The following is a 19,450-nucleotide window of genomic DNA, read 5'->3' as shown; positions in this document are numbered from 1 at the left end:
GAGGAGAGAGATCATGTTCGCCTTCGCAGTTCCCCATGTTGCTTCCATCGCACACCACGGCGAGCTCGGGCCCAGCCGCTCGCGCCGCCTCCTTCACACGGCGTTCGCATCGACTGTCGTCTGCGCCACATTGTTGTCATCAGGCTTAGGCTGGGCCGGTCAGGCTGAGGTCGACGCCACCTATAAGGACGTCGAGCGGACGCTCGGCTCGGTGCCGACCTTTCTCCATCAGGTTTCAAAAGCAGCGCTGCCGGGCGCCTGGGCAGAGGTGAAGGCTCTGCAGTTCTCCAGCGAAACCGCCCTGCCGCCGAAGGTCAAGGCTCTGATCTCGCTCGCCGTCTCCGCACAAATTCCCTGCCAGTATTGCATCTGGGAAGACACCGAGAGCGCAAAACAGGCGGGCGCAACGGAGGACGAGATCGAAGAGGCCGTCGCAATCGCCGCTCTGTCACGGCACTGGAGCACAATCTTCAACGGCATGCAGGTCGACTTTGAGACCTTCAAGAAGGATCTCGGCGGCGACGCTCAGGCTGCCGCGCCTGCCAAGTAGCGCGAGCCTTGTCGGCACATTGTCGGAATTGGGGCCAGGCCGCGGCAACCGTCGTCGGCATCCTCGGACCGGAATAGGGAGTGGAATTCTCATTTTACAGGGAGGTAAAGATGCCAGTAGTCTTCGGAGAAACCGTCAGCACAGTCAAAGATATCGTGTCCGTGCTAAAGAAACACGGTGACGCGGTGCGTGGCACCTATCGTGCCCGCTACCGCTTCGACCCGCAATCAGGCGATCCTTACACAACACCGCTACTGGAGCGACCGGCGAGCCTCAAGGACAATTCGCCGACCGCCGTCTTTCCCTGGGAGCAGATCTTTGCCGCGGCGGCTGTGTGCGCCGGCTCGGATTATCCGATGCTGGCAGCGCATGCGGGGGTCGATCTTCGTTCGGTCGATTTCATCGCGGAAGGCGTGTTCGACCCGCGTGGCGAGTTCGACGGACTTGATGGGCTCACGGCGCCCGTGGACGCCCGGCATTGCTACGTGTCCCTGCACCTCAGCGCAACCGTGTGTTCTTCGGCGCCCCGCGCCGATCTGGAGAAAATTCATGAGCGCGCGATCTCGCACAACATGGTGCTTGGCGCCCTTAGAGGAATTCCCATGACCAGCGAATTGGTGATTCACCAGGCGTGATCCTTTTCGCAGAACTCGCCCGCTGGGCGGCCTGTGGCTTAGTCCCGCCGGTTGCGGCCGGCGGGGCCAAATATGCCTCGTGCACGTTTGCGCCGCCACCACGATCCTGGCAAGTTCGCGGGGCGATCTGCTCGAAAGGCAACGGATGGCGGCCGACAGCAACGAGCCGACTGCCCGCTGCAGTAGCGCGCTGCTCGCCAAGTGTTATAGCGCGGAAGGGTTCGGCATTGCGAATCCCGTGACCGCCCCGGCCATCGATATGGCGCAACACATTTCGATACTGGATCGAACGGTGCTTTCGCCCTCTATTTGAAACTGGCGATGGGCAGGAATTTCACCGCGGAGCCGGTGAAGCGGCGGTGATCGGACGTCCGTCCCCGCGGTTGGAATCCATCGAGATAGACATGCTCCGGCGCCGTGCGGATGAAATTGGCGGCAATCATGGGCGCCCCTGTTGATGCGGCCCCACCGGCAACAGCGCGATCTGCCTCGGAATCGGGGCGCCGCTGGACACGGTCGGCCTTGGGGTTCGCCCTGACGCGATCTTCTGGCTTTGACGCAGGCGCCGCGATCCGCTCGCCGGCCAGCCCGTCGTCGGGGTGATGCATGGCCAGCAAGACACCGATGGCATCGCCAGATTTGGCTGCTTCCAACTGGCGCGTCGGGCTTGACTGGCTTTCCGGCCGCCATGTCGGCAATGGGACGTTGAGCGCCATCATCTCCGGCGCGACGCTCGTGGCAGCGGCATCGGCATTCGCGGCGTCCGGCTTGGCAACGGCCAGCTCGGCCTGCGCCGTGGACGCGCCGGCGATTGCCAACGGTGCGGTTTCCGGGGTGGGAACGGGTGCCGTGAACTCGGCTCGCGGTGCGAAGGCCGGCAGCGGCACTGAGCCCGGCGCCATCGCCATGACGATCGCTTCAGGCGTCTTCCCCTTCTGCCCGGCAAGCGGTTCTTCGCCTGGATCGCTGGCAGCAATCTGGATGTCCGCCCGCTGGGCATCCTGCGGCGGCACGATAGCGATACCCTGTCCGGCCGGTCTGGGTTCGACGGACCTCGCCGGTTTGCGTGGCGCCGGCACCGCTTCGGCGACATCATCGGACTCGTCTGCGCCGCCCCCGCCCAAGAGCGTCGCCAGCAGGCCACGCGGCCTGCGTTGGCCGCCGTCGACGCTTGCCAGCTCGATGTTGGGCGTGCCGGCGCCCTTGCGCGATTTGTAGGCGGCAAACGCCTGCTCATAGCCGGGCAGCGGTTTGCCGTCGCTCGGCACATGCAGTGTGTTGCCGTTCGGAAATACCCTGGCGAGTTCCTGGCGGCTGATGCCCGGCCAATGCCGCACATTGCCGACATCCATGTGTATGAAAGGCGAACCGGAGGTGGGATAATAACCCACGCCGCCGCCCTGCATTTTGAGGCCGATGTCGCGCAGTTTCTTCAGCGACACATCCGGCAGGAAGAAGTCCATCGCGCGGCCAACCATGTGTTGGCTCTCCCGGGCCACACCCTTCGAGCGGCTGCGCAGCATGGCGTTCGTCGCCGGCGAACGATAGGCGCTGACCACATGGATATAGGCTGTCGAGCCGCTGGCGCGATAGGCCTGCCAGACAAGATCGAGCAGGCGCGGATCCATCTTCGTCGGTTCGTTGCGACGCCAGTCGCGCAGCATGAGATTGATCTTCTTCAATCCCGCCGGATCATAGCGCCCATTGCGCTTGAAGACGATTTCAGCCTTCTCTCCCGTATGGAGATGTTGAATCTTCAAAGCACGCGTCTCCGCGAACGCGCCGGTAGCGCACAGGCAAAGGAACGCTGCGATGATGGCAGGCAGGGTCCAAAGACGGGAAGCACCGGGGGCGTTTTGCACGTTTTCGCTCACGTTCATGCCTTGCACGTTCTTTTGTTTCGGGCGATTTAGATTTTCCGCCCAGATCAGGAGCCTTTCGGCCCTCTTCCTGACAAGCATGGATCTGACCGGCGAAGACGGGCATCCATGCCACAATACGTCATGTCGATGAATAGCATCTTGGTTAATGAATCGTGTCTTGCCGGAATGCGCTTCGGCTGGATTTGCCTGTGGCAGCCATTTTCTGAAGCAATGAACCGCTGATCGGGTCCGTCAGCACGAGGGCCGCGCCATCCCATGTACCCGCCTCGCCCTCGCAAATGCAGAGGACGATCGTGCGGCAACAGGGATGTTGGAAACTGGTGCTGCGAGAGAGGATTGAACTCTCGACCTCTCCCTTACCAAGGGAGTGCTCTACCACTGAGCTACCGCAGCCGCTGATGGCGGGGCTTCTGCCATATCGAACCGGCAAGCGCAAGGCCAAGTGCAACGCTTCTGTGAAAGGCTTTGCCGGATGGCTTTTAATGACATGGCAGTGCCACAATGTTGGCTATCCCTGAACAGCAAGCTGGTGGGTCGCCGGCGGGATGGGGCGATGGACGACAAGACAATTCCAGTGAAAAAGGATGGTCCACCGAAAAGCAGCGCAACAATCCGCAAGGATCGGCTGGCCGAGCAATTGCGCGCCAATCTGCAGAAGCGCAAGGCGCAGTCGCGCTCGCGGCGGACCGGCGAGGCCGACCTGCGCCCGGACGGGCTCGCTGCATCGAAGAAAATACAAAAGGATTAACTCAAATAGGTCACTCTTGGCCTGGGGTGGGCGAAATCCTATTTCTTGAACCAGATTGGCCAATGGTCTAGACGGGCCGCTACTCAAACGATTGAACCGGCCCTTTTTTGGCCGAGAGGGACGTTCTTCCATGGATCGCATCAGAATTGTCGGGGGCAACAAGCTCTCCGGAAGCATTCCGATCTCGGGCGCGAAAAACGCGGCGCTGCCTTTGATGATCGCCTCGCTTTTGACCGACGACACGCTGACGCTGGAAAACGTGCCGCATCTGGCCGATGTCGAGCAGCTGATCCGCATCCTAGGCAACCACGGCGTCGATTATTCGGTCAATGGCCGCCGCGAGAAGCAGAATGAGGGCTATTCGCGCACCATCAACTTCTCCGCCCGCAACATCGTCGACACCACAGCGCCCTACGAGCTGGTGTCGAAGATGCGCGCCTCGTTCTGGGTGATCGGCCCGCTGCTGGCCCGCATGGGCGAAGCAAAAGTGTCGCTGCCGGGCGGTTGCGCCATCGGCACGCGGCCGGTCGATCTGTTCCTCGAGGGCCTCCAGGCGCTGGGCGCTGATATCGACGTCGACACCGGCTATGTCATCGCCAAGACCCGGAATGGCCGCCTTGTCGGCAACCGCTATATCTTCCCGAAGGTCTCGGTCGGCGCCACCCATGTGCTGATGATGGCCGCGGCACTCGCCAAGGGCGAGACGGTGCTGGAAAATGCCGCCTGCGAGCCCGAGATCGTCAATCTGGCCGAGTGCCTCAACGCCATGGGCGCGAAGATTTCCGGCGCCGGCACGCCAACCATTGCCATCGACGGCGTCGAATCGCTCTCCGGTGCGCGCGTGCGCGTCATTCCCGACCGCATCGAGACCGGCACCTATGCGATGGCCGTCGCCATGACCGGCGGCGACGTCGTGCTCGAAGGCGCGCGTGCGGACCTGCTGCAGACCGCACTGGACGTGATCGCCCAGACGGGTGCGGAGATCACGCCGACCAATTCCGGCATCCGGGTGAGGCGCAACGGCGCCGGCATTTCGCCGGTCGACGTGACGACAGCACCCTTCCCGGCCTTCCCGACCGATTTGCAGGCGCAGTTCATGGGCCTGATGACCATGGCCAAGGGTAAGTCGCGCATCACCGAGACGATCTTCGAGAACCGCTTCATGCATGTGCAGGAACTGGCGCGGCTCGGCGCTCACATCACGCTTTCGGGCCAGACGGCGATCGTCGACGGCGTGCCGAAGCTGAAGGGCGCGCCGGTCATGGCGACCGATCTTCGCGCCTCTGTCTCGCTGGTCATCGCCGGCCTGGCGGCGGAAGGCGAGACCACGGTCAACCGCGTCTACCACCTCGATCGCGGCTTCGAGCGGCTGGAAGAAAAGCTGTCCAACTGCGGCGCGGTGATCGAACGGATTTCGGCGTAGCCCGCGACCTCGGCTCCTCTCTAGCAGCGCAGGAGATTGGCGAAATCCTTCGCGGCAGCGTCCTTCTCCCCGTCACTATCCGGGGAGAAGTGCCCGGCAGGGCGATGAGGGGCAGCGCAGAGCTGCAGCTGTTGGTGCGGTTGCACCGATCGCCAAGACCGCCTAACAGAAGGCTGAACAATCAACCTTCAGGTGCGAAATCCGTATGACCGCCCTTAAGCTTATCGCGCTCGACGACCAGGATCTGAGCATCGTTTCGGCTCATGTCCAGGATGCCGTGCTGAAAGTCAGCGACCTCGAATTCCTCCCCGCGGCCAAGCGTTTCCTGCTGACCATGAACCGTTTCGTCTGGGAGGCAAAATCCGGCCTGTTTCGCCAGCATAATGAGCGACGGCAGGCCGTGCTGCATTTCGACCGCGTGCTCGGGGCCAAGACCAGCGGTATTGACCGCGACAAGCCTGCCGAAGTCCTGTCGCTGCTGGCGATCAGCTTCATCGAGATCAGCAAGCCGGCCGGCATCGTCGAGCTGATCTTCTCGGGCGGCGGTGCGATCATGCTCGATGTCGAGTGCATCGAGGCCCGTCTTGCCGACATCGGCGGCGCGTGGGAAGCCACCTCGCGCCCCATCCACAAGGCCTGAGCGTCCGATGGCCATCACGCTTCGTCAGTCCGATGCCGATTTCGAGCAACGTTTCGCCGCCTTCCTCACGACCAAGCGGGAGGTCTCCGCCGATGTCGATGCCGCGGTGCGCGACATCATCGCGCGCGTGCGCGCCGAGGGCGACGCGGCACTGATCGACTATACGCGGAAATTCGATCGCGCCGATTTGACCGGCCTCGGCATTGCCGTGTCTAAGGAAGACATCGCAACCGCCTACGAAACGGCCGACCCAAAGACGATCGAGGCGCTGGAGTTCGCGCGCGACCGCATCCGCTCGCATCATGAACGGCAGCGGCCGAAGGACGATCGTTATACGGATGCCGCCGGCGTCGAGCTCGGCTGGCGTTGGACGGCGATCGAGGCCGTCGGGCTCTATGTGCCGGGCGGTACGGCGAGCTATCCGAGCTCGGTGCTGATGAACGCCGTGCCGGCCAGAGTGGCCGGCGTCGAGCGCATCGTCATGGTCGTGCCGGCGCCGGGCGGCATCATCAATCCGCTGGTGCTGGTGGCAGCGGACATATCAGGCGTGTCCGAAATCTACCGCGTCGGCGGCGCGCAGGCGATCGCCGCCCTCGCCTATGGCACCGAGACAATCCGGCCGGTCGCCAAGATCGTCGGCCCGGGCAATGCCTATGTCGCGGCAGCCAAGCGCCAGGTTTTCGGCACCGTCGGCATCGACATGATCGCCGGGCCGTCGGAAGTGCTTGTCGTGGCCGACGGCAGCAACGATCCGAACTGGATCGCTGCCGACCTGCTGGCCCAGGCCGAACACGACGCTTCGGCACAGTCGATCCTGGTCACCGACGATCCGGCTTTCGGCATCGCGGTCGAACAGGCGGTCGAGCGCCAGTTGCAGAGCCTGCCACGCGCTGAAACGGCAGCGGCGAGCTGGCGCGATTTTGGTGCCGTGATCCAGGTGTCGACCATCGACGCCGCGCTGCCGCTGGTCGATCGCATCGCCGCCGAACATGTCGAACTGGCCATCGACGACGCCGAGGACTTCCTGTCGCGGATGCGCAATGCCGGTGCGGTCTTTCTCGGCCGCCACACGCCGGAAGCCATCGGCGACTATGTCGGCGGCTCCAACCATGTGCTGCCGACGGCGCGCTCGGCGCGTTTCTCGTCCGGCCTGTCCGTGCTCGATTTCGTCAAGCGCACGTCGATCCTCAAGCTTGGACCGGAGCAGTTGCGTATCTTGGCGCCGGCGGCGATTGCGCTGGCCAAGGCGGAGGGTCTTGACGCGCATGGACGCTCCGTCGCCATACGGTTGAACATGTAGGCGGCGATGTCTGGCCCCGATCAAACCCGCGCCAGGCTGATCGATGTCGAACTCGATGAATCGATCGGCCGGTCAACGCCGGATGTCGAGCATGAACGCGCGGTGGCGATCTTCGACCTGATCGAGGAGAACAGTTTCCAGCCCGTCAATGACAGCGGCGACGGCCCTTACCGGCTGAAACTGTCGCTGGCCGAGCAGCGCCTGGTGTTTGCCGTTGCGCGCGAGGATGGCACCGCCGTCGTCACCCATATCCTGTCGCTGACGCCGCTCCGGCGCATCGTCAAGGATTACTACATGATCTGCGAAAGCTACTACGACGCCATCCGTTCCTCGACGCCGAGCCATATCGAGGCGATCGACATGGGCCGCCGCGGCCTGCACAATGAAGGTTCGCAGACGTTGATGGACCGGCTGTCCGGCAAGATCGACATCGACTTCGACACGGCGCGCCGGCTGTTCACGCTGGTCTGCGTGCTGCACTGGCGGGGCTAGCCCTGTCGCCCGGCGCCCTGCCCCGTTCGATCCTGTTCCTGTGCGGCATGAATGCCGTGCGCTCGCCAATGGCGGAGCAGCTGGCGCGCCGGATGCTGCCCGCCACCGTCTTTGTCGCTTCGGCCGGCGTTCGCGCCGGCGAGCGCGATCCGTTCGTCGATGCGGTGCTGGCCGAAGAAGATCTCACGCTGGGCGAGCGCCACCCAAGGACGATGGACGATCTCGAGGACGACTATTTCGACCTCATCGTCACGCTGGCACCCGAAGCGCACCACGCCGCACTCGAACTCACCCGCTCGCTCGCCGTCGAGGTCGAATATTGGCCGACGCCGGACCCGACCGACGCCGGTGGCACGCGCGAACAGATCATGGCAGCGTACCGGGACGTCCGCGAGCGGCTGAAGGTGCGCATAGGCCGACGTTTCTTGCTTCCAGAGGCAAAAAACGCGACGGATTAAGCGTGTTCACAAGCGGACGATTATCATATAGGTTCCGCCGAAATTCCGGCCAGGGTGCTGGAACTACCATCCAAGCAAAGGTATCGAATGCCGAAGGAAGAAGTCCTCGAGTTTCCGGGTGTCGTGACGGAATTGTTGCCGAACGCGATGTTCCGGGTAAAGCTCGAAAACGAACACGAAATCATCGCCCATACGGCCGGCCGCATGCGCAAGAACCGCATCCGCGTGCTGACCGGCGACAAGGTTCTGGTCGAGATGACGCCATACGACCTGACCAAGGGCCGCATCACCTATCGTTTCAAGTAAGCAAAGCCCGACTGGTCCGCGATGAGCATTTTGCAGAAGCTGGTGCTTGCCTCGGGTTCGCCGCGCCGAATCGAGCTCTTGCAGCAGGCCGGCATCGAGCCGGACCGCGTGCTGCCGGCCGATATCGACGAAACGCCGCTGCGTGCCGAGCATCCGCGCTCGCTGGCCAAGCGGCTGTCGAAGGAAAAGGCCGAAAAGGCGTTTGCGTCACTGAAGACCGAAGCCGACTATGCGCCGGGTTTCGTGCTGGCCGCCGACACGGTGGTTGCCGTCGGGCGGCGCATCCTGCCCAAGGCAGAAACCCTCGACGACGCTGCCAACTGTCTCGGGCTGTTGTCGGGCCGTTCGCATCGGGTCTATTCCGGCATCTGCCTTATCACCCCGGGTGGCAAGCTGCGCCAGCGCCTGGTCGAGACGCGGGTGCGTTTCAAGCGGCTGCCGCGCGAAGAGATCGACGCCTATATCGCCTCGGGCGAATGGCGCGGCAAGGCGGGCGGCTACGCCGTCCAGGGCCTCGCCGGCGCCTTCGTCGTCAAGCTGGTCGGCTCCTACACCAACATCGTCGGGCTGCCGCTCTATGAGACCATCGCGCTGCTGAGCGGCGAAGGCTTCAAGGTGCATGGCGGCTGGCTGGCGGGAACCCGGCTGTGAATTCCGATCCCAAAGTAACGCCCTTGCGCCCAAAGCGCCCCTGCCCCGAATGCGGCAAGCCCTCGGCGCGCGACAGCTTTCCGTTCTGCTCGACGCGCTGCAAGGACATCGACCTCAACCGCTGGCTGAAGGGCGCCTATGTCATCAAGGCCCGCGATGACGAGGAAGAGACGGATCCCGACGCTCCGAAATGAGGTCGTCAGGCGGCCTCGGTCTTGCGCGCCACCCGCGCCCAGCCCGGCAGCCAGTCGCCGTGAGCGGCCAAGAGATCATCGACCAGTGACCAGATCTGGTCGAGATCGAGTTCGGCCGCGGTGTGCGGATCCATCATCGCCGCGTGGTAGATGTGCTCGCGGTTCTCGGTCATCAGAGCCCGCACCGTCAGTTCCTGCACGTTGATGTTGGTGCGGATCAGCGCAGTCAATTGCGGCGGCAGGTCGCCTATATAGGTCGGCTGGATGCCGGAGGCATCGACCAGGCACGGCACTTCGGCGGCGCAATCGCGGGGCAGCGAGGTGATGCAGCCATTGTTGCGGACATTGCCGTAGATCACCGACGGCTCGCCGGTCCAGACTGAATTCATGATCGAGGAGGCATATTCCCGGGACTGCTCTACCTCGATGCGATCGGCCGAGCGATAGGCTTCAGCCTGTCCCTTCCAGCGCTCGATCTGCTCGATGCAGCGCTTGGGATATTCATCCAGCGGGATGCCGTATTTCTCGATCAGGTCGGGGCGGCCCTCCTTGATGAAATAGGGCGTGTATTCGGCAAAGTGCTCCGAGCTCTCGGTGACGAAATAGCCGAGCCTGGTCAGCATCTCGTAGCGCACCTTGTTGGGACAGCGCGGGTTCCAGCCGGGCTTGGGCGCGCGGCCTTCGCGATAGGCGCGCACGAGATCTGGGTAGAGGTCGCGGTAGGAACCGTCCGGCTGGCGATGCTCGAACTTCAGATAAAACGCCATGTGGTTGATGCCGGCCGAGCGATAGCGGATCTCTTCGTAGGGAAGGTCGAGGTCTTCAGCCAGTTCCATTGCCGTGCCCTGCACCGAATGGCAGAGGCCGACCTGCCTGATCGCAGGGTATTTCTCTGCTATCGCCCAGGTGTTGATCGCCATCGGGTTGACATATTGCAGCATGATCGCCTGCGGGCAGACGGCGAGCATGTCTTCGCACACCTTCCACAGATGCGGCACGGTCCTTAAGCCCCGCATGATGCCGCCGACGCCGAGCGTGTCGGCGATCGTCTGGCGCAGGCCGTATTTCTTCGGCACCTCGAAGTCAGTGACGGTGCAGGGCTCGTAGCCGCCGATCTGGAAGGCGACGACGACGAAATCCGCGCCGGCCAGCGCCTTGCGCTGATCCGAATGGGTCTCGGTCTTCGCCTTGACGCCAAGCGTCGCGATCAGCTTGTTGACGACAATGGCGCTCTCTTCCAGCCGCTGCGGATTGATGTCCATCAGCGCGATCGTTGCGCCGGACAGCGACGGGCGCTGCAGCACGTCGCCGACAATGTTCTTCATGAACACCGTCGAGCCGGCGCCGATGAACGTGATCTTGGGATTTCTTGCCATGCTAACCTCCGGCATATGTTCAGGCCACATCGAAAGCGGCCCTGACGAGCCGTTCGGTGTAAGCGGTCTTGGGATTGGACAGGATGTCGTCGACGGGGCCCTGCTCGACGATCTTGCCGTTCTGCATGACGATCACGCGATGGCACAGCGCACGCACCACCTTGAGGTCGTGCGAGATGAAGAGGTAGCTGAGGCCGCGCTCGTCCTGCAGCTTGCGCAGGAGGTCGATGATCTGCGCCTGGACGGAGAGGTCCAGCGCCGATGTCGGCTCGTCGAGCAGGATGAATTCTGGTTCGAGCGCTATGGCGCGGGCGATCGCAATGCGTTGTCGCTGGCCGCCGGAGAATTCGTGCGGAAACCGCGACAGTATATCGCCCGGCATGCCGGCGCTGACCAGCGCGTCGCGCACCCGTTCGACCCGCTCGCGCCGCGTCGCCCCTATGCTGTTGACGATCAGCCCTTCCTCGATGATCTGGCCGATCGTCATGCGCGGGTTGAGCGAGGAGAACGGATCCTGGAAGACGATCTGCATGCGCGAGCGCAACGGCCGCATCTCGGCCCGCGACAGGCCGTGGATCGGCTTGCCGTCGAAACGGATCTCGCCGCGCTTGGCGTCGATCAACCGGAGCAGGGCCTGGCCGAAGGTGGTCTTGCCGGAGCCGGACTCGCCGACCAGCCCCAGCGTCTCATGACGACAGAGTTTCAGGCTGAGATCGTCGACGGCGACCAATTCGCGCCAGTCGGGTTTCAGAAAGGTGCCGTGGCGCAGCATGAATGAGACGCGCACGCCGCTGGCCTCGAGAATGGTGCCACAGCCCTCCGGCAGCGGCTTCGGCTGCCCGTGCGGCTCTGAAGCCAGCAGCCGCCTCGTATAGGGATGCCGCGGGTCGGCGAACAGCCGTTCGGTGACGTTGTGCTCGCACATTTCGCCATGCTGCATGACATAGACGTAGTCGGAGAACTGGCGCACCACGGTGAGATCGTGGGTGATCAGGATCACCGCCATGCGCAGCTCTTTCTGCAGGCTGCGGATCAGGTTCAGGATCTGCGCCTGGACGGTGACATCGAGCGCCGTGGTCGGCTCATCGGCGATCAGCACGTCGGGATTGTTGGCCAGCGCCATGGCGATCATCACCCGCTGGCGTTGCCCGCCCGAGAGCTGATGCGGGTATTGTCTGAGCCGCGCGGCAGGATCGGGAATCTGCACGTGCTGCAGAAGTTCGAGCGCTCGCGCCCAAGCCTGTTTGCGGCTGACCTTACGATGCACCCGGATCGCCTCGACGATCTGGCTGCCGATCGTATAGATCGGGTTGAGCGAACTCATCGGCTCCTGGAAGATCATCGAGATGCGGTTGCCGCGCAGCTTGCGCCGGGCGCTCTCGGGAAATTTCAGGATGTTTTGCCCGTCATAACAGACGCTCGAGCCGGGCGACACGGTGGCGCGCCGCGACAGCAGGCCCATGACGGTGCGCGCCGTCACCGACTTGCCCGAACCGGATTCGCCGACGATGGCGATCGTCTCGCCGCGATAGAGCTGGAACGAGATATCCTTGACCGCTTCGACGACGCCATGCTCGACCTTGAAGGCCACGGCGACGTTGCGGGCATCGATGATCGGCTGGTCCTGGCGTCCGTCATGGTCGTGACGGACGATCGGTGCGAAGGATTCGGCGAGCGCGACGGACATCTGTGCCACCTCAATAAGGGTCGACGGCGTCACGCAGGCCGTCGCCCAGCGCGTTGAAGGCAAAGACGGTGACCAGCACGAAACCGACCGGCGACAGGATCCAGGGATAGGTGCCGATGACGGAATAGGTCGCGGTGTCCTGCAGCATCAGGCCCCACGAGATCAGCGGCGGCTTGACGGCGAAGCCGAGGAAACCGAGGAAGGATTCGAGCAGCACCACGGTCGGGATCGCCAGCGTCACGGCGACGATCACATGGCTCATCACATTGGGGAAGATGTGCTGCATGATGATGCGCCGGTCGGTGGCGCCGACCGCCATGGCGGCGCGCACATACTCGATCCGCGCCAGCGCCAGCGTCTTGCCGCGCACTTCGCGCGACATCTGCGCCCAGCCCAAGGCCGACATGACGATGATGACGAAAGCGAGGAAGACGTTGGTGGGAGCGGTGACCGGGATCAGCGTCGTCAGCGCCAGATAGAGCGGCAGTTGCGGGAAGGCGAGCACCAGTTCGACGAAGCGCTGCATCCAGACATCGAACCTGCCGCCGAAATAGCCGGAAACCATGCCGACGGTGGTGCCGATGACGGTGATGATGAAGACGACCGTCAGGGCGATCATCAGCGAGACGCGCGAGCCGTGGATGGCGCGCGACAGCACGTCACGGCCGAACTTGTCGGTGCCCAGGAAATGCACCGGCTGGCCGTCCAGCGAGCCGAACAGATGCCGGTCCGCCGGCAGCAGCCCAAACAGCTTGTAGGGCGCGCCATGCACGAAGAAACCGAGCAGCCTAGGATGATCATAGTCGGGGCCGACGACGGGCTGGAAAGTGACCGGATCGAGGTCCGCCGAATCGGCCAGCGCATAGACCCTCGGCCGTGCGGTGAAACCGCCGTCTCTGTCATGGAAGCTTGGCACCTGCGGCGGAGCGAAGCCGACATCCGTGACCTTCGGGTCCATTGGCGCGATGAATTCGGCGAATACGGCCATCACCAGCAGCAGCACGACGAGCCAGAGCCCGGCCATGCCGGTCCAGGAGCGCTTCAGCCGGCGCCAGACAAGCGCGATGTAGCTTTCGTTGCCATGCGCCGGTTTGGCGACGATGGGCCCTTCGGCAGGCAGCGGTGGAGGGGATGGATCGCGCGCCAGCATCTCAACGCTCCCCGAACTGGCGCACGCGCGGATCGAGCAGCACGAGCAGCATGTCGGCGATGATGTTGCCGACGATGAGCGTCGCCGACAGGACCATCATGAAGGTGGCGGTGACATAGACGTCGCCGACAGCCATGGAGCCGACGATCGCCGGGCCGACGGTCGGCAGTGCGAAGATGATCGCCGTCTCGATCTCGCCGGTCAGCATATAGGGCAGCACCACGCCCTGATACATGATGAGCGGATGCAGCGCGTTGGGCACGGCGTGGCGCATGACGACGGCAGCACCCGTCAGCCCCTTGGCCCTTGCCGTCTCGACATATTGCGCGTTCAGCGTATCGAGCAGATTGCCGCGCATGACGCGCATATTGTAGGCGAGGCCGCCGAAAGTGGCGATCGCCACCACCGGCCAGACATGTTTGACGAGGTCGACGAATTTGGCCCACGACCACGGCGCACCACCATATTGCGGCGAGAAGAATGAGCCGATCTCAGACACGTTGAACTGGAAGACCAGGAGATAGACGATGATCAGCGCCATCAGGAAGCGCGGCACCGTCATGCCGAGGAAGGAGATGGCCGACAGTGTCGAGTCGATCCAGGTGTATTGCCTTGTCGCCGCCCATATGCCGAATGTGATGCCCAGCACCGAGGCCAGCAGATGGCAGACCAGCGCCAGAAGGAGCGTGCGCGGCAGGCGCTCTCCGACCACATCGGCGACCGGTTTGTTGTAGTACAGGCTGTAGCCGAAATCGCCGCGGGTGACGATGCCGACGATCCAGTTGAGATACTGCACGGGCAGCGGCTTATCGAGGCCATGCTCGATGCGATAGGCCTTTGCCTGCGCGTCGGCCTCGGCAAAGGAAGCTCCACCCTGGTTGATCGCCTGCGAGCGGATGTAGTCGGCATAGTCACCCGGCGGCGCCTGGATGATGGCAAAGGTGGCCAGGCTCAAGATGGCGAGGACCGGGATTGCCGACGCTATGCGCGTGAGCAGGAATCGCAGCATGGACGGTTCATTTCCTTGTCTCGCCGATCGCGCCCTTGGTTGCGTCCGGAGGTTGGTTTGTCCGGCCGCGCCAGCGGCGCGGCCGGAGGTCTCTCAGTCAGGGAGGTAAACCTAATTCATCAGCCCCTTCTCTCCGGGTTTGCCGGGCAGCTCATCGGGGAACAATTCATATTTCGCCTGCTTGTCTGCGGCGACAAATACCCGTTCGCGGATGATCGAATCCTCGGCCCAGTTGAACATGAAGATCGGCGTGCCCTGCGGAATGTTCGAGAATCGCTTGTTGACGATCAGCGCGCCGGGATATTCCGTCAGGCCGACATTGTAGACGTGCTCCGTCGAGATCTTCTGGAATTGTTTCATCAAGCTGGCGCGCTGGTCATTGTCCTGCGTGGAGACGAACTTGTTGACGATGTCGACGAGGTCCTTTTCGAACGGCATCACATCGACCTCGCCATTTTCCGGCGCACGATGGTCCCAGCTGGTGCGCGGGCCGACAGGGGCAAGCTGCACGGTGTTCTGCACCACCGAGGTCAGTTCCTGTTCGTTGCGCCGGACCAGCCAATCGAAGCGGCCGGAGTATTGCGAAGCGTCCCGCTGGGTGCCGTTGAGGCCGTTGAGCACGACCCGCAGCCCGAGCTTTTCCATCTGGGCGACGACGCCTTCGGCAAGGCTTTTGTCGGTCGTGTAGTCGTTGTTGACCAGCATCACGATCTCGACATTCTTGCCGCCGGCGGTGCCGGAAGGGAAATTCACGAAGCCGTCGCCGTCCGTATCCTTGAGGCCGGCCTTGGCGAGTTCAGCCTTGGCGCCATCGAGGTCGAAGGGGTAGTAGACCGTCGAATTGCGGTCGTAGAAGCTGGTTCCTGACGACAAGCCGCCGGGATAGATGGCGGTGAACGGCCCCTTGACCAGCGAGTCGCCGAGCGCCTTGCGGTCGAGCGCCATGGTGACGGCCTTGCGGAAATCCTCGTTGCGGTTCAGCTCGCGGATCGCCTGGCCGCGTTCGTCCGGATTGCCCCAGCCATTGGCGGAAAAATTAAAGCGCAGATTGTAGCCGATGAGCCGCGGGCCGAAAGCAAGACGGGCAGGCGCGTTCGCCTCCGCCGCACGCTTCAGCGAGGCGACGAAGTTTTCCGGCTGCTCCAGATTGGAAAAATCAGCCGCGCCGGCCACCGCCTGGACGTCGCGATCGGCCCAGGTCGACAGCTTGTAGTGCAGTTCGTTGAGATAGGGCAGTTGATTGCCCTTTTCGTCGACCTTCCAGTAATAGGGATTGCGGCGCATGACGATGATGTCGTCCGGCCGGTATTCGACCGGGACCCAGCCGCCCATCACCGGCATGTTCATGAATTCCGGCGGGAAGGCATTCTTGAACTGATCGTAGGTGTTCTTCGAATATTTCGGATGCTGCGGCTTCAGGATGTGCGCGGGACCAGGACAGAAGGTGCCGTAGGCCATGGCATACAGGTACTGCTTCGGGAAGGCGTCCTTGAAGGTCCATTCGACGGTGTAGTCGTCGATCTTCTTCAACGTCGTGCCGACGCCGAAGGTTTCCGGCGTGGCGCCGTTCAGCGGCGAGACGTTGGGATCGACGACCTCGTCGTCCCAGTAGAACATGACGTCGTCGGCATTGAACGGCACGCCGTCCGACCACTTCGCGCCTTCGATGAGGTGCATGGTCAGCTTGTGGCCATCGCTCGACCAATCCCAGCTCCTGGCCAGGTTCGGCAGCGGCTCGGTGTCCTTGGCCTCGACCTGGAACAGCGGGGCGGTGCGCGTCAGGCATTCGGAGAGGCCGATGTCGATGCCGCCCCAGCCTTGCGTCTGACCGGCGCCGTAGTTCCAGCCTTCCGGCCGCCCGCCGATGACGTGGCGCATCGTATCGCCATAGACGCCGATGCCGTCTTGCATATTGCCCGTTTTGAAGACCAGCGGCTCCTTCGGCAGCCTGTCTTTCACCGGCGGCAGCTTGCCGGTCTTGACGTATTTCTCGGTGACCCAGTCGGGCTCGTGATATTCGGGAAGCGCCTTGAACTCCAGAATGGAGTCGCGCGCGACATAATTGATCTTGCCTTCGGCGGGAAACGGTGTTGGCGCCGGCGGAACCGTCGGCTCGGAAGCGTAAGCACTGAGTGCCGAGACCGAGACGCTCAGCGCCAGTCCGGCAGCAAGGCCGATATTGCGTAAATTCCTCACTGTCTCTCTCCCTCTTGTTGGTCCGGAGCGTTTGCACCCGCTCCGCCTCTCCTCGAATTCAAACGGCTTCGTGGCAGTGGATCCGCCTCCCATGGATCCACCATCACCGCATGAATTTCCAGCCGGCCCGTTTCAGCCGGCCCGTTTCAGCCGGCTTGCTTCAGCGCGGCTTTTTCGGCGCGCAATTCCTCGATCGAGCGAACGCTGCGCCGTGCGGCGCCCGCCCACTCGCGGGTCTTCACCTTGGATGTCGACAGCCGCTCCCTGGCGGCCGGAACCGCATGGGCGTATTGCGGCAGCCAGGCTGCCTGGGCGACGACCATTTCGTCGACCATCTGCCAAACCTCCTCCGGCGTCGAAACCGCGCCGACCAACGGGTCATGCAGCACGGCGAGCTTCAGAAGATCGATGTCGCCCGATATCGCGGCATGCACCGACATGCGCTGGACGTTGATCGAAGCGATGCAGGTGGCGGCGCAAGCCTCCGGCAACGTGATGCTGGCGGCCATGTTGATGCCGAAACGGTCGACGAAGCCCGGCGACTCGATGATGGCATCGTGCGGCAGGTTGGTGATCACCCCATTGTTCTTGACGTTGAAGTGGCCGCGATAGACGCGGTTGGTCTCCAGCGCCTCCAATATGTGGCTGGCATGCTCGTTGGAGCGTTTCTCGCGGTCGATCGGCTTGGACGCCGCTTCGAGGAACTGCGGATATTCCGTCTCGAACCAGTTGCGGGTTTCGGTGGAGTAGCGGAGATAGCCGCCGGTCTCGCCGTGAATCCAGTCGGACATATCGATCCAGCGCGTGATCTCGTCGGGACGTTTGCGGTACCAGGGCAGATATTCGGAAAGATGACCGTTGCTTTCGGTCGAATAGACGCCGAAGCGCTTCAGGACGTCGATGCGCAGCTTCTCCTGCCTGGAATAGACCGGATGCGCCTCGAAAGCGGCCACCAGTTCATCCTTGCCAATGGGGCGGCCGTTGAGGCGCAGATCGATGAACCAGGTCTGGTGGTTGATGCCGGAACAGACATAGTCGAGCTCCTGCGTGGACTTCGCGCCAAGCACCTCGGCGATCTGCTCGGCGCCGTGCTGGACGCCGTGACAGAGCCCGACAGTGTCGACCTTGCCGTATTCGATCGCCGCCCAGGTGTTCATCGCCATCGGGTTGGCGTAGTTCAGGAATTTGACGTTCGTCTCGGCGACCTCGCGTATATCCTTGCAGAAATCCAGGATCACCGGAATGTTGCGCTGGCCATAGAGAATGCCGCCGGCACAGATCGTATCGCCGACGCACTGGTCGATGCCGTATTTCAAGGGAATGCGGATATCGTCGGCGTAGGCTTCGAGGCCGCCGACCCGCACGCAGCTGATGACGTAGCGAGCGCCTTCGAGCGCCTTGCGGCGGTCGGTGGTCGCCGTCACCCTGGTCGGCAACCTGTTCGCCTCGACGATCCTGTCGAGGATCGCCTTGATCATCTGAAGATTGTGCTCGCTGACGTCGGTCAGCGCGAATTCGATGTCCTTGAATTCGGGCACGCACAGGATGTCGGTGAACAATTTCTTGGTGAAGCCGACGCTGCCGGCACCGATGATAGCGATTTTGAAACTCATCAGCCGCACCTCATTCCATTTCGAATTGCAGGCAAGGAATGACAATGGGAGGCTGTAGCCACATGCCGCGACATGTATGCAGGACAAGCCGGAAACCGGCTCGCCAACCTCCCTGTCCGCTCCTTGACTGCGGATCTCTCTCGCTTTTCGATGGGGATTATGCGCTTATTCGCGAGCGCGACCAGAGAAGGATTATGCTTTCAGGGGTAATTTTGTGCTGCATGATTTGATAGAACACGGACAGTCCATGCGCACGATCTCGCTGCCGCGCGGCCGCCAGCGCCTGCACGCCATGCCGACGAGCACGGGCTACGAAGTGCGCGAGGACGAAATCTACGACTGGGACGGCCGCAAGCGCGGTCAGACACCGTTCACCGTGCTCCAGCACACGATCAGCGGGACTGGCCGGCTGCGCTACGAAAACCGCAACTACCGCTTGCAGAAGAACGACACATTGCTGGTGCTGGTGCCGCACAACCACCGCTACTGGCTGGCTGGAGATGAGCGCTGGGAATATTTCTGGATTTCGATGAACGGCGAGGAAGCGCTGCGCATCCACAAGTCGATCCTCAGCGTCTCGGGTCCTGTATTTCGGCTGCAGCCGGCGACAATCGATCATCTTGCCGATTGCAGCCTGCGCCTGATCAAAGGCGCCGCTTCGCCGGGTGCTGCTTCCGCGATAGCCTACGAGGCTGCGATGGCGCTCTATGACGATGTCTTCGGTTCCCATGCCTTCGCCGAAAAACTAAGCGCCATGCAGCCGGTCATCGATCACATCAACGCCAATCTCGACAAGCCGCTGCCGGTGGCGGACCTGGTCCAGATCAGCGGCCTCAGCCGAGCCCATTTCTCACGCTGTTTCGCCGAGAGCGAAGGCCTGCCTCCGGCCGAGTTCGTGCTGCAGCAGCGCCTGCAACGCGCGGCGAAGCTGCTGACCAAAGCGGATTTTTTGCCGGTGAAGGAAGTCGCCATCCTATGCGGCTTCGAGGAAGCGAACTATTTTTCAAAGGTCTTCCGCCGCTGCTACGGCATCACACCGAGCCAGTTCCGCACCACAGGCATGTACGCGAATTTGCGGACTCCGGCCAGGCGCGGCGTCAGGGCGTTCGATGACGAGGCCTGACGCCGCCACGGTTAAA

Annotated in this window: 19 protein-coding genes and 1 tRNA gene; 12 read left to right on the top strand and 8 right to left on the bottom strand. The window is 62.9% G+C overall.

Features of this window, described 5'->3' with window-relative positions; all coding sequences use genetic code 11:
• Positions 1 to 13 precede the first annotated feature (13 nt).
• A complete protein-coding gene (locus tag MESCI_RS11945) occupies positions 14 to 550 on the top strand; it encodes a carboxymuconolactone decarboxylase family protein (RefSeq protein WP_013530205.1) in 537 nt (178 codons plus the stop codon).
• A 110-nt stretch (positions 551 to 660) separates the two neighbouring features.
• Positions 661 to 1,185, top strand: a complete 525-nt coding sequence (locus MESCI_RS11940; RefSeq protein WP_013530204.1) for an OsmC family protein — start codon at positions 661 to 663, stop codon at positions 1,183 to 1,185.
• 305 nt (positions 1,186 to 1,490) lie between these two features.
• On the opposite strand, the gene MESCI_RS11935 is transcribed toward MESCI_RS11940, so the two are convergent.
• Together MESCI_RS11935 and MESCI_RS11930 are read right to left on the bottom strand one after the other, a co-directional pair.
• Complete coding sequence (locus tag MESCI_RS11935) at positions 1,491 to 3,065, bottom strand: peptidoglycan L,D-endopeptidase MepK (RefSeq protein WP_164919886.1); 1,575 nt, start codon at positions 3,063 to 3,065, stop codon at positions 1,491 to 1,493.
• A 321-nt stretch (positions 3,066 to 3,386) separates the two neighbouring features.
• Positions 3,387 to 3,461 (bottom strand) — tRNA-Thr (locus MESCI_RS11930).
• 94 nt (positions 3,462 to 3,555) lie between these two features.
• On the opposite strand from MESCI_RS11930, the gene MESCI_RS11925 reads away from it, so the two are divergent.
• From MESCI_RS11925 to yacG, 9 genes are all read left to right on the top strand, one after another.
• Positions 3,556 to 3,816: a hypothetical protein gene (locus MESCI_RS11925; protein WP_024504781.1), complete on the top strand. Its 261-nt coding sequence runs from the start codon at positions 3,556 to 3,558 to the stop codon at positions 3,814 to 3,816.
• Between the two features lie 130 nt (positions 3,817 to 3,946).
• On the top strand, positions 3,947 to 5,239 hold the full coding sequence (murA, locus tag MESCI_RS11920; RefSeq protein WP_013530201.1) for a UDP-N-acetylglucosamine 1-carboxyvinyltransferase: 1,293 nt from the start codon (positions 3,947 to 3,949) through the stop codon (positions 5,237 to 5,239).
• A 205-nt stretch (positions 5,240 to 5,444) separates the two neighbouring features.
• A complete protein-coding gene (locus MESCI_RS11915; protein WP_013530200.1) occupies positions 5,445 to 5,879 on the top strand; it encodes a DUF2948 family protein in 435 nt (144 codons plus the stop codon).
• Positions 5,880 to 5,886: 7 nt separating this feature from the next.
• On the top strand, positions 5,887 to 7,179 hold the full coding sequence (gene hisD, locus MESCI_RS11910) for a histidinol dehydrogenase (protein WP_013530199.1): 1,293 nt from the start codon (positions 5,887 to 5,889) through the stop codon (positions 7,177 to 7,179).
• Between the two features lie 6 nt (positions 7,180 to 7,185).
• The gene (locus tag MESCI_RS11905; RefSeq protein WP_013530198.1) at positions 7,186 to 7,671 is read left to right on the top strand and encodes a UPF0262 family protein; all 486 of its coding nucleotides are present in this window, start codon (positions 7,186 to 7,188) and stop codon (positions 7,669 to 7,671) included.
• Positions 7,659 to 8,129, top strand: a complete 471-nt coding sequence (locus MESCI_RS11900) for an arsenate-mycothiol transferase ArsC (RefSeq protein ID WP_013530197.1) — start codon at positions 7,659 to 7,661, stop codon at positions 8,127 to 8,129. Before MESCI_RS11905 ends, MESCI_RS11900 begins: the two co-directional genes overlap by 13 nt.
• Positions 8,130 to 8,216: 87 nt before the next feature.
• Positions 8,217 to 8,435 (top strand): translation initiation factor IF-1, encoded by a 219-nt coding sequence (gene infA / locus MESCI_RS11895; RefSeq protein ID WP_006200926.1) that lies wholly within the window; start codon positions 8,217 to 8,219, stop codon positions 8,433 to 8,435.
• A 21-nt stretch (positions 8,436 to 8,456) separates the two neighbouring features.
• Positions 8,457 to 9,086, top strand: coding sequence for a Maf-like protein (locus MESCI_RS11890; protein ID WP_013530196.1), 630 nt, complete (start codon positions 8,457 to 8,459; stop codon positions 9,084 to 9,086).
• Complete coding sequence (gene yacG / locus MESCI_RS11885) at positions 9,083 to 9,280, top strand: DNA gyrase inhibitor YacG (protein WP_013530195.1); 198 nt, start codon at positions 9,083 to 9,085, stop codon at positions 9,278 to 9,280. The genes MESCI_RS11890 and yacG overlap by 4 nt, the downstream gene beginning before the upstream one ends.
• Positions 9,281 to 9,285: 5 nt before the next feature.
• Here yacG and melA (MESCI_RS11880) read toward each other — a convergent pair whose 3' ends face one another.
• The 6 genes from melA (MESCI_RS11880) to melA (MESCI_RS11855) all read right to left on the bottom strand — a co-directional run bounded on the left by melA (MESCI_RS11880) (position 9,286) and on the right by melA (MESCI_RS11855) (position 18,311).
• Positions 9,286 to 10,656 (bottom strand): alpha-glucosidase/alpha-galactosidase, encoded by a 1,371-nt coding sequence (gene melA / locus MESCI_RS11880; protein ID WP_013530194.1) that lies wholly within the window; start codon positions 10,654 to 10,656, stop codon positions 9,286 to 9,288.
• Positions 10,657 to 10,675: 19 nt separating this feature from the next.
• On the bottom strand, positions 10,676 to 12,343 hold the full coding sequence (locus tag MESCI_RS11875; RefSeq protein WP_013530193.1) for an ABC transporter ATP-binding protein: 1,668 nt from the start codon (positions 12,341 to 12,343) through the stop codon (positions 10,676 to 10,678).
• A 10-nt stretch (positions 12,344 to 12,353) separates the two neighbouring features.
• The gene (locus MESCI_RS11870) at positions 12,354 to 13,493 is read right to left on the bottom strand and encodes an ABC transporter permease (protein ID WP_013530192.1); all 1,140 of its coding nucleotides are present in this window, start codon (positions 13,491 to 13,493) and stop codon (positions 12,354 to 12,356) included.
• A gap of 1 nt (position 13,494) precedes the next feature.
• Complete coding sequence (locus MESCI_RS11865) at positions 13,495 to 14,502, bottom strand: ABC transporter permease (RefSeq protein WP_013530191.1); 1,008 nt, start codon at positions 14,500 to 14,502, stop codon at positions 13,495 to 13,497.
• A 111-nt stretch (positions 14,503 to 14,613) separates the two neighbouring features.
• Positions 14,614 to 16,698 (bottom strand): ABC transporter substrate-binding protein, encoded by a 2,085-nt coding sequence (locus MESCI_RS11860; protein ID WP_013530190.1) that lies wholly within the window; start codon positions 16,696 to 16,698, stop codon positions 14,614 to 14,616.
• Positions 16,699 to 16,844: 146 nt separating this feature from the next.
• Positions 16,845 to 18,311 carry an alpha-glucosidase/alpha-galactosidase gene (melA, locus tag MESCI_RS11855; RefSeq protein WP_013530189.1) on the bottom strand — a complete coding sequence of 489 codons (1,467 nt, stop codon included), beginning with the start codon at positions 18,309 to 18,311 and terminating at the stop codon, positions 16,845 to 16,847.
• 247 nt (positions 18,312 to 18,558) lie between these two features.
• Here melA (MESCI_RS11855) and MESCI_RS11850 point away from each other — a divergent pair, with 247 nt between their 5' ends.
• Positions 18,559 to 19,434: an AraC family transcriptional regulator gene (locus tag MESCI_RS11850; protein WP_013530188.1), complete on the top strand. Its 876-nt coding sequence runs from the start codon at positions 18,559 to 18,561 to the stop codon at positions 19,432 to 19,434.
• Positions 19,435 to 19,450 lie beyond the last annotated feature (16 nt).

Source organism: Mesorhizobium ciceri biovar biserrulae WSM1271 (genome assembly GCF_000185905.1).
In the GTDB taxonomy this organism is placed as follows: Bacteria; Pseudomonadota; Alphaproteobacteria; order Rhizobiales; family Rhizobiaceae; genus Mesorhizobium; species Mesorhizobium ciceri.
This window is presented reverse-complemented; position numbering and strand designations above follow the sequence as displayed.